Genomic DNA, 16,142 nt, shown 5'->3' on the forward strand with positions numbered 1-16,142 from the left:
CGGCGGTAAATCGCCGCTTCGCGGTGCCCTCGGCTTATTCCTTCCGGCTTATCGGGTACGGGCGGAGGCAACGTCCCTGTAAAGCCGCCCTCTCGGCGCATCCCTGCGCCTCGCCCCGGCCGGAAGGCAAACGCCTCAGCGATTTACAGCCGGACCAGGGCATCGCTGACAGCCCTCAGTCATTTAGAAAGCAACTTTATTGCTTCTGCATAAAAAAATTACTGGGGATCCCTCAGCCCACAGGGAGAGGGGGAAGTCACTGCCTGTATCAGAACCTCGTATTCACGCTCATGTACCAGGTGCGACCCGGCTCATTATACGTATACGCACCCGCACCGTACATATACGCACCCGTCGTGGTATTACCCGTGGTCTGGGCGTTACCGGCGCGCCACTGGCGCTTGTCGAAGACGTTGTCCACGCCGCCGGTCAGGCTGACGTTTTTCGTCACGTCCCAGGTCGCGCTCAGGCCAACGATGCTGTACGGGCTGACTTCGTCTTTCTCAGACCCGGTCACCGGCTGACCTTTGTAGTTGTACTTCTTCGGCTGCTGCTTGCCGTACCAGGTGAAGGTCGACTGCAATGAGACATCCTGACGTACCTGCCAGCTCAGGGTAGAGTTCAGCGTATACTCCGGGATGATCGACAGACGATCGCCGGTCTCCTTGTTCTTGCTTTGCAGCATGTAGGTGATGTTGTTGGTCCAGTTGATGGTATCGCTGACCGGCACGTTCAGGGAGCCTTCCAGACCTTCCACTACCGCCTTCGGTACGTTTTCCCACTGGTAGATATCGGTGGTGACTTTGCCGGTGGACGTCTGGCCAATCGGCGCGTAGCCCGCTTCAATCTTGTTGCGATAGTCGTTACGGAACCAGGTCACGCCCGCCAGCCAGCCGTCGCGTTTCCACTCCAGGCCAATCTCTTTGTTGATGCTGGTTTCCGCTTTCAGATCGTCGTTACCCATCATGTAGCAGCCCACGCCGTCGGAGCTGGCGTAGCAGCCCTGGCCTTTACTGTACAGCAGGTAGTTCGGGTTGGTCTGATACAGGCTTGGCGCTTTATAGGCGCGCGCGATGCCCATCTTCAGGGTGAAGTCATCCCCCAGACCTTGCGACAGGTTCAGGGACGGGCTCCAGTTATTGCCGACAATAGTGTGGTGATCGAAGCGCAGGGCAGGGGTCAGCATGGTGCTGTCGGTCAGCTCCATGTTGTTTTCGGCGAACAGGGAGAAGATCTCCGCTGACGTGTAGGGGCTACGGTCTTCGCTCATGCCCGGGATGGTGCCGCCCTGCTGGGTTTGCGTGAAGGAGGTCGAGTCCTTCATGCGCTGCTGGTTCCACTCGGTGCCGAGCGTCAGGTTCTGGTTCACAATGAAATCAATCGGCAGGTTGATTTCGCTGTGCAGCATCACGTCGGACAGATCGGTGTCGGTGAATTTATTGCTGTTGAACAGACCTTCAGTACCGCCCGCCAGTCCTTCACCCAGACGGGAGTTGCGGGTGTGCTCGTACTGCGCCCAGTTGCTGGTGGTAATGCCGTTATCCCAGCCGCCGTTCCAGGTCACGGCGAAGTTCTGACGATAAATGCGGTTTGTCTCTTTACCGTAGTTCTTCTTCACCAGCGCGTTGTCGTTGTTGGTGTTCTGCGTGTCGCCCGCGTAAAGGTTGTTCTGGCGGCTGTAGCCCGCTTCAAACTCCAGCGACTGCATCGGTGCGAAGTCCCAGCGCACCACGCCGTTGATGTCTTTGTTTTCCACACCTTCACGGCCTGCGGGCAGGGTGTTGGCGTAGGCACCGGTACGTTCAGACTGGTGACCCTGGTTGATGTCCCACGCATCGGCCTGGGTTTTGTCCAGGTTACCAAACATGCGGAAGCTGAAGTCGCCGCCCAGCGGGCCGCTCAGGCTGAAGTTGGTGCGTTTAGTCGAACCTTCGTCCTTATGTTCTGGCGCGTTCAGGTAGGTGTTCCAGGAGCCGTGCCACTGGTCGTCGAATTTTTTGGTGATGATGTTCACCACGCCGCCCGCCGCGCCGTTACCGTAGCGTGCAGCGGCCGGGCCACGGATCACTTCGATGCGCTCGATCATCTCTGGCGGTACCCAGCCGGTATCGCCGCGGGTGTCACGCTCGCCGCGCCAGCCCAGACGGATGGAGTTGCGGCTGGTGACCGGCTTGCCGTCAATCAGGATCAGGGTGTTTTCCGGGCCCATGCCGCGAATGTCAATCTGACGGTTGTTCCCGCGCTGGCCGCTGGTGGAGTTGCCGGTCAGGTTAACGCCCGGCATGGTGCGGATGATTTCCGCCACGTCGCGCGCGGGCGGGTTTTTGCGGATCTCATCGGCGGTGATGGTTGACACGCCCGGCGCCTGCAAATTCTGCTCGGCGGCGGTGATCACCATGGTGTCTTCGTGCTGCGCGGAGGCGGTGTTGTCGTCTGCCATGGCGGGCAGCGCGACACCATAAATCCCTAAATTGACCAGCAAGGCCAGAGAGTGAATCTTCTTATTCATTGTACGTCCCGCTTTTATGGTTATTTAATGAGCGCGCTTCCCACAGCGCGGGCATTACGCTATTGCAAATGCAAATAGTTATCAATAATATTATCAATAAAATTTGCTCTGAAACAAAAAAGACTGTTAAACATGGGGTTATAAGGGTGACGGCGTTAACAACCGGAAGTGAAGCGTGGTGGCAGGCGAAAAACGGGCCGGAACGGGAACGTCATCAGGAAAACTATCGCGTGACATTCTGGTGGCGGGACCCGGCGGGAACGCAGAAAACGTCGACGATTAAACGCGTCTGGCTCTACGTCACCGGCGTGACCGATCACCATCAAAATGCCCGTCCGCAGTCCCTTGAACGTATCCCGGATACCGACGTCTGGCAGTGGCAGGGCGAGTTCAGCCCCGAATGGCGCGGCAGCTACTGTTTTATCCCCTCCGACAATGAAGATGATTTTGCCAGCGCAGTGTTTGAAGGCGAGCAGCCGGACCGCATGGCGCTGCGCGAAGGCTGGCGCAAACTGCTGCCGCACGCGGTTTCCGATCCGCTGAATGCGCAGAGCTGGCGCGGTGGACGCGGGCACGCCGTCTCGGCGCTGGAGATGCCGGAGGCGCCCGTACAGCCCGGCTGGAATCATCCCGATACGCCCTATAAAAAGCCAGTCTGCATTGAGTGGCACAGCGCGCGTCTGAAGAACCATCGCCGCGTGTGGATTTTTACCACCGGGGATGAAAGCCCCGAGCGCCCGCTGGCGGTACTGCTTGACGGGCAGTTCTGGGCCGAAAGCATGCCCGTCTGGCCTGCGCTGGCGTCGCTCACCCATGAAGGCAAACTGCCGCCTGCGGTTTATGTCTTAATCGACGTTATTGACACCGCACACCGCAGCCGCGAGCTGCCGTGCAACCCTGATTTCTGGCTGGCGGTGCAGGACGAACTCCTCCCGCAGGTGAAAAGCATGGCCCCGTTCAGCGACCGCGCCGACCATACCGTGGTGGCGGGCCAAAGCTTCGGCGGGCTCTCTTCCCTCTATGCGGGCCTCAACTGGCCGCAGCGTTTTGGCTGCATCCTCAGCCAGTCCGGATCCTACTGGTGGCCGCACCGCGGCGCGCAGCAGGACGGGCTGCTCATTGAACAACTCAAAGCGGGTGAAAAAACCGCTCGCGGGCTGCGCATCGTCCTTGAGGCCGGGCGCAACGAGCCGCTTATCTTACGCGCAAACCAGGCGATCCTCGCCGAACTACACACTCAGCAACCTGTTTTCTGGCGTCAGGTTGACGGCGGACACGATGCGCTTTGCTGGCGCGGTGGGCTGACACAGGGGCTGATGACCCTCTGGCAGCCGCTTATTCAATAACGGAGTCTGTATGGAATTCAGCAATCCTTTCGATAATCCGCAGGGACAGTTCGCCATTTTGCAAAATGACCAGGGGCAGTACAGCCTGTGGCCGCAGGAGTGCGAGTTGCCCGCGGGCTGGCGCGTGGTGTGCGAACCGCAATCTCAGGAGGCGTGCCAGCAGTGGCTGGCGGAACAGTGGCAGACGCTTGAGCCGTCTTATTTTGCGGGGGAGCGCGCATGAACCGTCTCCCTCTTGTCGCCGCCCAGCCGGGGATCTGGATGGCAGAGCAGCTTTCCTCCCTGCCAAACGCCTGGAGCGTGGCGCACTACACCGAACTGAAAGGCGCTATCGACGCGCCGTTGCTGGCAAAAGCCATCGCTGAAGGCATGATGCAGGCCGACACCCTGCGGATGCGTTTCACCGAGGATAACGGCGAGGTGTGGCAGTGGATCGATGAGGCCATGATCCTGCCGGAGCCGTCCATTGTGCGCGTTAACTCCCACGACGCCGCCGTGGCGCTGATGGAGGCCGATCTCAACCAGAACCTGCGCGTCGACAGCGGTCAGCCGCTGGCGTTTCAACAGCTGATTCAGGTGGGAGATAACCACTGGTACTGGTATCAGCGGTATCATCATCTGGTGGTAGATGGCTTCAGTTTCCCGGCCATTACCCGTCATATCGCCGCCATTTACGCTGCGTGGCAGAAAGGTGAACCTGCACCCGCCTCCCCGTTTACTCCGTTCGCCGAGGTGGTAGAGGAGTATCAGCGCTATCGCGACAGCGAGGCGTATCAGCGCGACGGTGCTTTCTGGACCGAACAGCGCAAACAGCTTCCTTCTCCGGTCTCGCTCTCTTCGGCGCCCCTGCCGGGACGTGCCGCCACCACCGACATCCTGCGCCTGAAAATGGCGATGGACGGCCGTGCGTTTAGCCAGCTTGCACAGGCGGCCGGGCAAACGCAGCGAACCGATCTGGCGCTTGCGCTGGTGGCGCTGTGGCTGGGCCGCCTGACCGGACGGCTGGACTACGCCGCCGGGTTTATCTTTATGCGCCGCATGGGCTCCGCCGCGCTGACCGCGACCGGCCCGGTGCTCAACGTCCTGCCGATGGCGGTGAATATTCGCCCGCACGAGAGCTTGCCAGCGCTGGCGCTGCGCCTGGCGAACCAGCTGAAAAAGATGCGCCGCCATCAGCGCTACGATGCCGAGCAGATCGTGCGCGACAGCGGGCAGGCAGCAGGGGACGAACCCTTGTTTGGTCCGGTGCTGAACGTCAAGGTGTTCGATTATCAGCTGGATATCGACGGCGTGGAGGCCATTACCCACACGCTGGCTACCGGCCCGGTGAACGATCTGGAGCTGGCGCTATTCCCGGACGAGCAGGGCGGACTAAGCATTGAGATCCTCGCCAACAGGCAGCGTTACGACGAGGCGACGCTGAAGGGGCACGCGGCGCGGCTGAACGCAATGCTGACGCAGTTTGCCGCCAACCCGGACCTGCGCTGTGGCGACGTGGAAACCGTATCAGAGCAGGAATACGCCCGGCTGGCGCGAATCAACGATACCGGGCTGGCGCTGCCGTCCACCACGCTGGCGGACCTTGTCGCGGAGCAGGCGAGCAAAACGCCGGACGCCCCGGCGCTGGCGGATGCCCATACTGAGCTGAACTACCGCCAGATGCGCGAGCAGGTGGTCGCGCTGGCAAATCTGCTGCGCGCGCGCGGCGTGAAGCCGGGCGACAGCGTGGCGGTGGCGCTCCCGCGCTCGGTGTTCCTGACCCTGGCGCTGCACGGGATTGTTGAAGCTGGCGCCGCCTGGCTGCCGCTGGATACCGGTTACCCGGACGACCGTCTGCGGATGATGCTGGAGGACGCGAAGCCGTCGCTGCTCATTACCACCGACGAGCAGCTTCCGCGCTTTAACGATCTGCCGATCGCCACCTTTAGTTACAACACACTATTACCGGCCACCGATGCTGAACCTCTGCGCCTGGCGAAGCCGGAGCAGACCGCGTACATCATCTTTACCTCCGGTTCGACGGGACGACCAAAAGGCGTGATGGTCGGCCATACCGCCATCGTTAACCGCCTGAAGTGGATGCAGGATCATTATTCACTGGCGGCGCATGACGTGGTGGCGCAGAAAACGCCGTGCAGCTTTGACGTGTCGGTGTGGGAGTTCTGGTGGCCGTTTATTGCCGGGGCGAAGCTGGTGATGGCCGAGCCGGACGCGCACCGCGATCCGCAGGCGATGCAGAGCTTCTTCGCACAATATGGCGTAACCACCACCCACTTCGTGCCGTCGATGCTGGCGGCGTTCGTCGCCTCGCTGACGCCGGAAAACGTCGACTGTTGCAGGACGCTGAAGCAGGTGTTCTGTAGCGGCGAGGCGTTGCCGACTGCGCTGTGCCGCGAGTGGGAACAGCTCACCCATGCGCCGCTGCACAACCTCTATGGCCCGACCGAAGCGGCGGTGGACGTCAGCTGGTATCCGGCGTACGGCCCCGAGCTGGCGGCGGTGGAAGGGAACAGCGTGCCGATCGGCTTCCCGGTGTGGAATACGGGGCTGCGCATTCTGGACGCGATGATGCGCCCGGTGCCGTTCGGCGTGGCGGGGGATCTGTATCTCACCGGCATCCAGCTGGCGCAGGGGTATCTGGGACGCCCCGACCTTACCGCCAGCCGCTTTATCGCCGATCCGTTTGCCCCCGGCGAGCGGATGTACCGCACCGGGGACGTTGCCCGCTGGCTGGACAACGGCGCGGTAGAATATCTGGGCCGCAGCGATGACCAGTTAAAAATTCGCGGTCAGCGCATTGAGCTGGGCGAAATCGATCGGGCGATGCTTGCGCTGCCGGATGTGGCCCAGGCCGTGGCGCACGCCTGCGTGTACAACCAGGCAGCGGCGACGGGTGGCGATGCCCGCCAGCTGGTGGGGTACGTTGTCTCCGAATCCGGCTTACCGCTGGATCGCGACGCGCTGCTAGCATCACTCAAAGCCCAGCTGCCGCCACATATGGTGCCGGTGGTGCTGCTGCAAATCAGCGCGCTGCCGTTAAGCGCCAACGGCAAGCTGGATCGCAAGGCGTTGCCGCTGCCGGAGCTGACCAGCAAAACCTCTGGTCGCGCGCCTGAGACACAAACCGAAGTCGCCGTGGCGCAGGCGTTTTCTGCCCTGCTGGGCTGCGCAGTGAACGATATCGAAGCCGATTTCTTTGCCCTCGGCGGCCACTCGCTGCTGGCGATGCGCCTCGCGGCTCAGCTCAGCCGTGCGTTCAGCCGCAAGGTCACGCCGGGCCAGATTATGGTCGCCTCGACGGTGAGTAAGCTTAGCGGCCTGCTGGACTCGCAGATGAGCGACGAGCAGGCGCAGCGTCTGGGGTATGAAACTGTTCTCCCGCTGCGTGAAAGCAACGGCCCGACGCTGTTCTGCTTCCATCCGGCATCCGGCTTTGCCTGGCAGTTTAGCGTCCTGGCGCGCTACCTCAGCCCGCGCTGGTCAATCGTCGGCATTCAGTCTCCCCGGCCTGAGGGGCCGATGGAGCAGTGTGCGGATCTCGATGCGGTGATCGAACATCATCTGAACACGTTGCGTAAGCAGCAGCCGCAGGGGCCGTATTATCTGTTCGGCTATTCCCTCGGCGGCACGCTGGCGCAGGGCATTGCGGCGCGTCTGCGCGAGCAGGGTGAAAACGTAGCGTTCCTCGGCCTGCTGGATACCTGGCCGCCGGAAACCCAGAACTGGGCGGAGAAAGAGGCCAATGGCCTCGATCCGGAGGTGCTGGCGGAAATTGAGCGCGAGCGTCAGGCGTTTATCGCCGCCCAGCAGGGGCAAGGTTCCAGCGAGCTGTTTAACGCTATTGAAGGCAACTACGCCGATGCGGTGCGGCTGCTCACCACCGCGCATAGTTCACGGTTCGACGGTAAAGCGACGCTGTTTGTCGCCGAACGCACGCGAACCATGGATCCGCAGGCCGCATGGGCGCCGTGGGTGAGTGCGCTGGAGGTGTACAGCCAGGACTGCGCCCACGTGGATATTATTTCACCGCAGGCGTTTGAAAAGATTGGGCCGGTACTGAAGGAAATTTTAGGATAGTGCAAATGCCCCTCACCTTAACCCTCTCCCTGTGGGAGAGGGCCGGGGTGAGGGCATCAGACCGCACGCTTGCCCAACGGCACCACCAGCGGCGTACCCGCCACCGGATCGTCAATAATCATGCAGCGCATGCCGTAGATCCGCGCGATCAGATCCGGCGTCACAATCTCCTTCGGCGCGCCCTGCGCCACAATCTCGCCGTCGCGCAGCGCAATCAGATGCGTCGCGTAGCGGCACGCCTGATTTAAGTCGTGCAGCACTGCCGCCAGGGTGTACCCCTGCGTGCGGTTAAGTTCGCTCAGCAGCTCCAGCAGATCAATCTGATGGCTGATATCGAGCCAGGTTGTCGGCTCGTCCAGCAGCATAATCGAGGTTTCCTGCGCCAGTACCATTGCAATCCAGGCGCGCTGGCGCTGTCCGCCGGAGAGAGTATCGACGCTTTGTTGGGCCAGATCGGTGATGCCCGTCGCCTGCATCGCGCGCTTCACCGCCTCGTCGTCCTCTTTGCGCCAGCGGGTAAACAGTGGCTGGTGCGGGTAGCGCCCGCGGGAGACCAGCTCCTGCACGGTAATATCCCCCGGCGTGGTGGCGTTTTGCGCCAGCAGACCAATTCGGCGCGCCACCTCTTTGCTGGCGAAGCGCTGGATCTGCTCCCCGTCGAGGAACACGCTACCCTCAACCGGCGACATCAGGCGGCTCAGCGTGCGCAGCAGGGTCGATTTGCCGCAACCGTTCGGGCCGATAATGGCGGTGAAGTGGCCGTCCGGAATGGACACGGATAAATCCCGGGCAATGATTTTTTTGCCGTAGCCGAGGGTCAAGTTTTCGCCGCGCAAGCGGAATGTTGAATCTGTCATTTCTTGCGTGACTCCTGAACGAGCAAGACGATGAGGTAAATCCCGCCGAGGCTGACGGTCACCACGCCCACCGGCAGTTGATAAGGCATAAACAGCTGCTGAGCGCAGAGATCGGCGGCCAGCAGTAACAATGCGCCGCACAGCGCCGCCTGGGTTAATCCCCAGCGCGCGGTACCGCTAAGACGCCGCGCGATATGCGGGGCTACGAGGGCAATAAACGAGATCGGCCCGGCGATGGCGGTAGACGCTGCGGTCAGCAAGACCGCCACCAGCATCAGCATCAGGCGCGAGCGCTCTACGCTCACGCCCAGCGCGCAGGCGCTGTCGTCGCCCATCTCCAGCAGCCGCATGCGCCTGACCAGCAGCAACGCGCCAATAAACATCAGCAAAATCAGCGGCGCGGCGGGCCAGGTTTTTCCCCACGTCAGACCGTTGAGGGAGCCGGCGTACCACAGCCCGGCGGAGAGCGCGGTTTCCAGCGATGCCTGTAGCAGAAGCCAGGTGTTGAACGCCATCAGCATCGCACGGATGCCGATCCCGATGATGATCAGACGGAAGGTGTCGATGCCGTTGCGCCAGGCCAGGGCCCAGATAAGCAGGGAGGTGAGAATGCCGCCCGCCATCGCCGTAAAGGTAATGGCCGTAAGATGCTGCCCGAACAGCACCATCGCCACCAGCACGCCGCTCCACGCGCCGGTATTCAGGCCCATCACGTCCGGGCTCCCGAGGGGGTTACGCATCAGCGACTGGAATATCGCGCCGCTGACGCCAAGCGCCGCGCCCACCAGGATCGCCATCGCCACGCGCGGCAGTCGCCATTCGGTGACCACCATGGTGATGTTACGCGGCGCGCTGCCGGTGAGAGCGTGAAAGACCTGCGCGAAATCAAGCGTTACGGCACCGCTTTGCAGGCTCCAGACCGCCAGCAGCAGACTGGCGACGACCAGCAGGGCGACGCTGGTAAGTAAACGACGGGACGGGGCCATCATGCGCCACCCCCGCGTCTGCGTCGAACCAGGAAGATCAGCACCGGCGCGCCGATAAAGGCGCTGACCACCGAGACGCGCAGTTCTCCCGGCACCAGCAGGCGGCCCAGTACGTCAGCAAAGAGCAGCAGGGCAGGGGTCGCAAGCAGCGTGACCGGCAGCGACCAGCGGTGATCCGCCCCCACCAGCCAGCGCGCCATGTGCGGCATCATCAGGCCGATAAAGGCAATCGGCCCGACCACGGCGGTCGCGCTGCCGCAGAGCACGGTAATGGCGAGTAGCCCCGTCAGCTGCGTGCGCGCCACGCGGTTGCCGAGGGCGGTCGCGGTATCGCTGCCGAGGCTCAGGCTGTTCAGCGCCCGGCTTAAACAGAGCGCCACGGCGGCAGCGACGATCGTCGGGATCACCACCACCTTTAAGGTTTCAAGGGTACGAATATCCAGCGAACCCGCCTGCCAGAAGCGCAGCTGGTCATACACGTCCGGGTTGAGCAGGGCGATGCCGTTGGACAAGCCTTCCAGTACCGCCGCGAGCGCTACGCCCGCCAGCGTTAAGCGTACCGGGCTGAGCTGGCCGCCGCCCTGGCTGCCGGTAAACGCCACCACCAGCGAGGCCGCCAGCGCGCCGCAAAAAGCCATCACCAGCTGTTCAGAGGGGGACGTAAATCCAAACAGCGCTGCGCCGAGCACGATGGCAAAGCTTGCGCCGGAGTTAACGCCGAGAATGCCGGGGTCCGCCAGCGGGTTGCGGGTGAGGGTTTGCATCAGGGCACCGGCAAGGCCGAGCGCACCGCCAGCCAGCAATCCGGCAAGGGTGCGGGGCAGGCGAGCGTCGAGCACGATGGTGCAGTCGGCGCTCTGACAGGTACCGGATAGCGCATCGACAATAACGGACGCGGGCAGCGGTTTTGCGCCGACCAGCAGGCTGAGTGCAATCGCAAGGATTAGCAGTAGCAATAAAACGGGCACGGCAAGGGCGCGCACCGCAGAAGAGGAAAACGACATAGCAACATCCATGATTTGATAATGATAGTGATTATCGTTATCTATCTTATTTGGCTATGTTAGCATGTGCGCCCATGGAATGGGTAGAAATAGACTCAAGGCTTTGTCATGAATCAAAAATCCTGGCTGCTTAACCTCAGCCTGCTCAAAACACACCCGGCGTATCGCGCCGTTTTTATCGCTCGCTTTATCTCCATTTTGTCCCTCGGTCTGCTTGGTGTGGCCGTACCGGTGCAAATCCAGACCATGACTCACTCCAGCTGGCTGGTAGGGTTATCCGTCACCTTAACCGGCGGGGCGATGTTTATCGGCCTGATGGTGGGCGGCGTGCTGGCGGACCGCTACGAGCGTAAAAAGCTGATCCTGCTGGCGCGCGGCACCTGCGGGGTGGGCTTTGTCGGGCTGTGTCTGAACGCCATGCTGCCGGAGCCGTCGCTGGTGGCCATTTACGTGCTGGGATTGTGGGACGGCTTTTTTGCTTCGTTAGGCGTGACGGCGCTGCTGGCGGCCACGCCCGCGCTGGTCGGGCGCGAGAACCTGATGCAGGCGGGGGCGATCACCATGCTCACCGTACGTCTCGGCTCGGTGATTTCGCCGATGGTGGGCGGTCTGTTGCTGGCGACCGGCAACGTGGCGTGGAACTACGGCCTTGCCGCGGCGGGAACGTTTATTACCACCCTGACGCTACTGCGTCTGCCGCTCCTGCCACCCCCGCCGCAGCCGCGCGAGCATCCGCTGAAGTCCCTGATGGCCGCGATTCGTTTCCTGTTCAGCAACCCATTGATTGGCGGGATTGCGCTGCTCGGCGGCCTGCTGACGATGGCGAGCGCCGTGCGCGTGCTGTATCCGGCGCTGGCGGGTGAGTGGCAGATGAGCGCCTCAGAGATTGGCGTGCTGTACGCCGCCATTCCGCTCGGTGCGGCCTTCGGGGCGCTGACCAGCGGCAACCTGGCGCAGAGCGCGAGACCGGGGTTGATCATGCTGGTGGCGACGCTGGCCTCGTTTATCGCCATTGGTTTCTTTAGCCTGATGCCGGTGTGGGCGCTGGGGGTGATGTGTCTGGTGATTTTCGGCTGGCTGAGCGCGGTCAGCTCTCTTTTACAGTACACCCTGATCCAGACCCAGACGCCGGAAGGGATGCTCGGGCGCATTAACGGCCTGTGGACGGCGCAGAACGTCACGGGCGATGCGATTGGCGCGGCGATCCTCGGCGGGCTGGGGGCGATAATGACCCCGGTGGCGTCGGCGAGCAGCAGCGGGTTTGTGTTAGCCGTTGTTGGCGTGATTTTACTGGCGGTTCTGGTGGAGTTGCGTCGGTTAAGGCAAACCCTGTAGGTCGGGTAAGGCGTAGCCGCCACCCGACAAAACGCCCGGTGGCGCTGCGCTTACCGGGCCTACGGGGAACGTGCCACTTATTTAAAAATTGAATTCAAACGCTGCAACACCAACATCGCGCTGTAATAATCCAGGCGGAACGTCTCGGTTCCTAATGCCCAGACGCGCTTGTTCTTCACCGACGGCAGATGCGCCAGCAGCGGGTTGGCGTAAATTGCGTCCACGTCTTTCTGATCGCCGGCAAACACGAACAGCCCTTCGCCGTTCAGCCCCGTCGCCAGGTTTTCACCCCCTAACTGGATAATGTCGTGGCGTTTGCCCTGACTTTTTGAGGTGTGCAACCCGGCAGGCACGTCGGCCAGCGTAAAGCCCAACTGGTGCAAAAGCTTGCCCTGCGCGGAGTCTGTCGTCCACAGGTTCGCCGTGTGCGCCGCGGCGGTGTAGACGATGGCGTTCACCGGCTGTGGCGGCAGCTTCATCTGCTGTTTCACCTTGGCGAGCTGTTTGTCGAAGGCAGCGATGCGCTCTGCGGCCTGTGTCTCCTGCCCGGTGATCGTCCCCAGTTGGGTCAGCAGTTCCTGCCAGCTTTTGTCGTCGTAGTTAATGATAAGCGTCGGCGCGATGGCGGAAAGCTGATCGTAGAGCGCCAGCGCGGAATCCCCGCCGGTGGCGCTGATCAAAATCAGGTGCGGCATCTGGGCCGCGACGGCTTCGGCGCTCGGCTCGCCGATGTACAGCCGGGCAACCTTACGCTGTTTGGCGATATCGCCCCACTGACGCAGGAAGCCCTGCGCATCCGCCACGCGGTTGTTTGGCGTGGTCGCGCCGCTGGCAATGACCGGTGCGTCAATGGCCAGCAGGGAGCCGGTTAAGGTCACGCTGGTGGAGACAATGCGCGTCGGTTTGCTCTCAAGCGTGTGAACGCCGCGGCTGTCGGTGACCTGGCGCGGCCAGTCGGCGGCGAGGGCTGAGGTTAGTCCTAAAACAAAAAGTCCTGTTAAAAGAAGGGCATTGCGGCAAACGGCAGCGATTTTCACAGAGCGGCATCCTGATTTTACTGAAGATAATGCTTCTCATTTTCAGGGCTGTAGGGAAGGGATGCAAGCGTTTGTCGCACAAGTTATTTGCCCGACGGTTGACAGCGGGGCGATGTGGGATTAGGTTAGCCGACGAAAATATAAATGATAATCATTATTGCTTCTTTTATCATTTTAAGGAGGATGATATGGACACGTCCCTGGCTGAGGAAGTTCAGCACACCGCGACTACGCTGCAATCAGACAGCTTTTTCTTTATGTCGCCTTACCGCAGTTTTACCACGTCCGGCTGTTTCGCCCGTTTTTCTGAACCCGCCGTCGGCGGTGACGATCCGGCGGGTCCCTTTCAGCAGAAATTAGCTCAGGCTTTCCAGAATGCGAAAAACAGCGGCATTGCCCATCCGGTGATGGTAGGGGCGATCCCCTTCGATACCCGCAAACCGTCATCGCTGTTTATTCCGCAACGCTGGCAAACCTTCTCCCGCCCGGCGCGTCAGCAGTCCGCACGTTATGCCTCCGGCGCGCAGACGCTGAACGTGCAACAGCGCACCGAGATCCCGTCGCAGCCGGTTTTCGAGGAGATGGTTGCTCGCGCCGCGTCGCTCACCGCTACGCCGCAGGTGAATAAGGTGGTGCTGTCGCGCCTGATTGATATCGCTACCGACAAACAGATCGATAGCAGCGCGCTGATGGAGCGTCTTATCGCCCAGAACCCGGCGAGCTTTAACTTCCACGTACCGCTGGAAGACGGCGGCGTGCTGCTGGGCGCCAGCCCGGAACTGCTGCTGCGCAAAGAGGGCGCGCACTTTAGCTCGCTGCCGCTGGCAGGCTCTGCGCGCCGTCAGCCGGACGATGTGCTGGATCGCGAAGCGGGCACTAAGCTGCTGGCCTCCGAAAAAGACCGCCACGAGCACGATCTGGTCACGCAGGCGATGAAAACCATTCTGGAACCGCGTAGCCATCATCTGAGCATGCCGGCTTCCCCGCAGCTCATCACCACCCCGACGCTGTGGCATCTGGCCACGCCGGTAGAAGGTGAGGCACGTGAAAACGAGAACGCCCTGACGCTGGCCTGCCTGCTGCACCCGACGCCCGCGCTGAGCGGCTTCCCGCATCAGGCGGCAAAAGAGCTGATTGCCGAGCTGGAGCCGTTCGACCGCGAGCTGTTCGGCGGCATCGTCGGCTGGTGCGACAGCGAAGGTAACGGCGAGTGGGTGGTAACTATCCGCTGCGCGCGGCTGCATCAAAATACCGTTCGCCTGTTTGCCGGCGCGGGCATTGTGCCTGCCTCCTCCCCGGTCGGCGAGTGGCGCGAGACGGGCGTGAAGCTCTCCACCATGCTCAACGTGTTTGGTTTGCACTAAGGAATACTCATGACCATCCCTTTTACCCGCTGGCCTGAGGAGTTTGCCCGCCGCTACCGTGAAAAAGGCTACTGGCAGGATCTGCCGCTGACCCACATCCTGACGGACCATGCGGACAGCGATACGGTCGCGATAATTGACGGCGATCGCCGCATCACCTACCGCGCGTTTAATCAGGCGGTGACGAATCTGGCGTCCTCCCTTCAGGCGCAGGGGCTGCATCGCGGGGAGACCGCGCTGGTGCAGCTTGGCAACGTGGCCGAGTTCTACATCACCTTCTTCGCGCTACTACAAATCGGCGTCGCGCCGGTCAACGCGCTCTTTAGCCATCAGCGCAGTGAACTCAACGCCTACGCGGAGCAGATCAAACCCGCCGTGCTGATTGCCGATCGCGACCACGCGCTGTTCTCGGGCGACGATTTTCTCAACACCTTTGTGGATGCGCATCGCTCGGTACGCGTTGTGCTGCTGCGTGGCGATAAGGGCGAACATGCGCTGGAGGCGGCGATTGCGCGCCCGGCGGACAATTTCATTCCGAACCCGACGCCCGCCGACGAAGTGGCGTTCTTCCAGCTCTCCGGCGGCAGCACCGGCACGCCGAAGCTGATCCCGCGCACGCATAACGATTACGACTACAGCATCCGTCGCAGCAACGAAATCTGCGGTATCACTGCGCACACCCGCTATCTGAACGCCCTTCCCGCGGCGCATAACTACGCCATGAGCTCGCCAGGATCGTTAGGCGTTTTCACGGCGGGTGGCTGCGTGGTGCTGGCGAACGATCCGAGCGCCACGCTCTGCTTCCCGCTGATTGAGCAGCATCAGATAAACGTCACCTCGCTGGTGCCGCCTGCGGTCAGCCTGTGGTTGCAGGCGATTGCCGACGGCGCGGGGAACGCCCAGCTGAAATCCCTCAGGCTGCTCCAGGTGGGCGGCGCACGCCTCTCCGCCACGCTTGCGGCGCGCATTCCGGCGGAAATTGGTTGCCAGCTTCAGCAGGTGTTTGGCATGGCGGAAGGGCTGGTGAACTATACCGCCCTCGACGATGCGCCGGAGCGCATCATCAATACCCAGGGCCGCCCGATGTGTCCGGACGATGAAGTGTGGGTGGCGGACGAGGACGGCAACCCGCTGCCGCGCGGGGAGGTCGGGCGTCTGATGACGCGCGGCCCTTACACCTTCCGCGGCTATTTCAACAGCCCGGACCACAACGCCAGCGCCTTCGATGCCAACGGCTTCTACTGCTCGGGCGATCTGATCGCCATCGACGAGCAGGGTTACATCACCGTGCAGGGGCGCGAGAAAGATCAGATCAACCGCGGTGGCGAGAAGATCGCCGCCGAAGAGATCGAAAACCTGCTGCTGCGCCACGACGCGGTGATCCACGCCGCGCTGGTGAGCATGGAGGACAGCCTGCTGGGCGAAAAAAGCTGCGCGTACCTGGTGGTGAAACAGCCGCTGCGCGCGGTGGAGGTGCGCCGCTTCCTGCGCGAGCAGGGCGTTGCCGAATTTAAGCTGCCGGACCGCGTGGAGAGCGTGGATGCGCTTCCGCTCACGCCGGTCGGCAAAGTTGATAAGAAACAGTTGCGCCTGTGGCTTGCTGAACGCGCCCGGGGCTGAGGAACAG

General features: G+C 62.0%; 11 protein-coding genes. 6 read left to right on the forward strand and 5 right to left on the reverse strand.

Annotated features, from left to right (window positions below):
- Positions 1–268 precede the first annotated feature (268 nt).
- Positions 269–2,509 carry a TonB-dependent siderophore receptor gene (locus ACQG2Q_RS06245; RefSeq protein ID WP_023299551.1) on the reverse strand — a complete coding sequence of 747 codons (2,241 nt, stop codon included), beginning with the start codon at positions 2,507–2,509 and terminating at the stop codon, positions 269–271.
- A 146-nt stretch (positions 2,510–2,655) separates the two neighbouring features.
- On the opposite strand from ACQG2Q_RS06245, the gene fes reads away from it, so the two are divergent.
- Genes fes through entF form a run of 3 tightly spaced genes read left to right on the forward strand, consistent with a single transcriptional unit; the run spans position 2,656 to position 7,932 of the window.
- A complete protein-coding gene (gene fes, locus ACQG2Q_RS06250) occupies positions 2,656–3,855 on the forward strand; it encodes an enterochelin esterase (protein WP_038415624.1) in 1,200 nt (399 codons plus the stop codon).
- 10 nt (positions 3,856–3,865) lie between these two features.
- The gene (locus ACQG2Q_RS06255; RefSeq protein ID WP_032624700.1) at positions 3,866–4,078 is read left to right on the forward strand and encodes an MbtH family protein; all 213 of its coding nucleotides are present in this window, start codon (positions 3,866–3,868) and stop codon (positions 4,076–4,078) included.
- Positions 4,075–7,932, forward strand: a complete 3,858-nt coding sequence (gene entF, locus ACQG2Q_RS06260; RefSeq protein ID WP_063849555.1) for an enterobactin non-ribosomal peptide synthetase EntF — start codon at positions 4,075–4,077, stop codon at positions 7,930–7,932. Before ACQG2Q_RS06255 ends, entF begins: the two co-directional genes overlap by 4 nt.
- A 56-nt stretch (positions 7,933–7,988) precedes the next feature.
- Here entF and fepC read toward each other — a convergent pair whose 3' ends face one another.
- The 3 genes from fepC to fepD are packed head-to-tail and all read right to left on the reverse strand — an operon-like array spanning position 7,989 to position 10,779.
- Positions 7,989–8,789, reverse strand: coding sequence for an iron-enterobactin ABC transporter ATP-binding protein (fepC, locus tag ACQG2Q_RS06265; protein WP_038415628.1), 801 nt, complete (start codon positions 8,787–8,789; stop codon positions 7,989–7,991).
- Positions 8,786–9,775, reverse strand: a complete 990-nt coding sequence (gene fepG, locus ACQG2Q_RS06270) for an iron-enterobactin ABC transporter permease (protein ID WP_072200994.1) — start codon at positions 9,773–9,775, stop codon at positions 8,786–8,788. Before fepG ends, fepC begins: the two co-directional genes overlap by 4 nt.
- Positions 9,775–10,779, reverse strand: a complete 1,005-nt coding sequence (fepD, locus tag ACQG2Q_RS06275; RefSeq protein WP_032624697.1) for a Fe(3+)-siderophore ABC transporter permease — start codon at positions 10,777–10,779, stop codon at positions 9,775–9,777. The genes fepG and fepD overlap by 1 nt, the downstream gene beginning before the upstream one ends.
- 108 nt (positions 10,780–10,887) lie before the next feature.
- Here fepD and entS point away from each other — a divergent pair, with 108 nt between their 5' ends.
- Positions 10,888–12,114: an enterobactin transporter EntS gene (gene entS / locus ACQG2Q_RS06280; protein ID WP_063849557.1), complete on the forward strand. Its 1,227-nt coding sequence runs from the start codon at positions 10,888–10,890 to the stop codon at positions 12,112–12,114.
- A gap of 77 nt (positions 12,115–12,191) precedes the next feature.
- On the opposite strand, the gene fepB is transcribed toward entS, so the two are convergent.
- On the reverse strand, positions 12,192–13,151 hold the full coding sequence (fepB, locus tag ACQG2Q_RS06285; RefSeq protein WP_426759090.1) for a Fe2+-enterobactin ABC transporter substrate-binding protein: 960 nt from the start codon (positions 13,149–13,151) through the stop codon (positions 12,192–12,194).
- A gap of 188 nt (positions 13,152–13,339) precedes the next feature.
- Here fepB and entC point away from each other — a divergent pair, with 188 nt between their 5' ends.
- Together entC and entE are read left to right on the forward strand one after the other, a co-directional pair.
- On the forward strand, positions 13,340–14,515 hold the full coding sequence (gene entC / locus ACQG2Q_RS06290) for an isochorismate synthase EntC (protein WP_022647381.1): 1,176 nt from the start codon (positions 13,340–13,342) through the stop codon (positions 14,513–14,515).
- A 9-nt stretch (positions 14,516–14,524) separates the two neighbouring features.
- Positions 14,525–16,135: a (2,3-dihydroxybenzoyl)adenylate synthase EntE gene (gene entE, locus ACQG2Q_RS06295; RefSeq protein ID WP_023305662.1), complete on the forward strand. Its 1,611-nt coding sequence runs from the start codon at positions 14,525–14,527 to the stop codon at positions 16,133–16,135.
- Positions 16,136–16,142: the final 7 nt, after the last annotated feature.

This window comes from Enterobacter cloacae complex sp. 370H10 (genome assembly GCF_050031535.1).
In the GTDB taxonomy this organism is placed as follows: Bacteria; Pseudomonadota; Gammaproteobacteria; order Enterobacterales; family Enterobacteriaceae; genus Enterobacter; species Enterobacter intestinihominis.

Bases quoted from the DNA above. Each gene is read 5' to 3' on its own strand.
- ACQG2Q_RS06245 (WP_023299551.1), bottom strand. From the start codon at position 2,509: ATGAATAAGAAGATTCACTCTCTGGCCTTGCTGGTCAATTTAGGGATT.
- ACQG2Q_RS06255 (WP_032624700.1), top strand. From the start codon at position 3,866: ATGGAATTCAGCAATCCTTTCGATAATCCGCAGGGACAGTTCGCCATT.
- entF (WP_063849555.1), top strand. From the start codon at position 4,075: ATGAACCGTCTCCCTCTTGTCGCCGCCCAGCCGGGGATCTGGATGGCA.
- fepC (WP_038415628.1), bottom strand. From the start codon at position 8,789: ATGACAGATTCAACATTCCGCTTGCGCGGCGAAAACTTGACCCTCGGC.
- fepG (WP_072200994.1), bottom strand. From the start codon at position 9,775: ATGGCCCCGTCCCGTCGTTTACTTACCAGCGTCGCCCTGCTGGTCGTC.
- fepD (WP_032624697.1), bottom strand. From the start codon at position 10,779: ATGTCGTTTTCCTCTTCTGCGGTGCGCGCCCTTGCCGTGCCCGTTTTA.
- entS (WP_063849557.1), top strand. From the start codon at position 10,888: ATGAATCAAAAATCCTGGCTGCTTAACCTCAGCCTGCTCAAAACACAC.
- entC (WP_022647381.1), top strand. From the start codon at position 13,340: ATGGACACGTCCCTGGCTGAGGAAGTTCAGCACACCGCGACTACGCTG.
- entE (WP_023305662.1), top strand. From the start codon at position 14,525: ATGACCATCCCTTTTACCCGCTGGCCTGAGGAGTTTGCCCGCCGCTAC.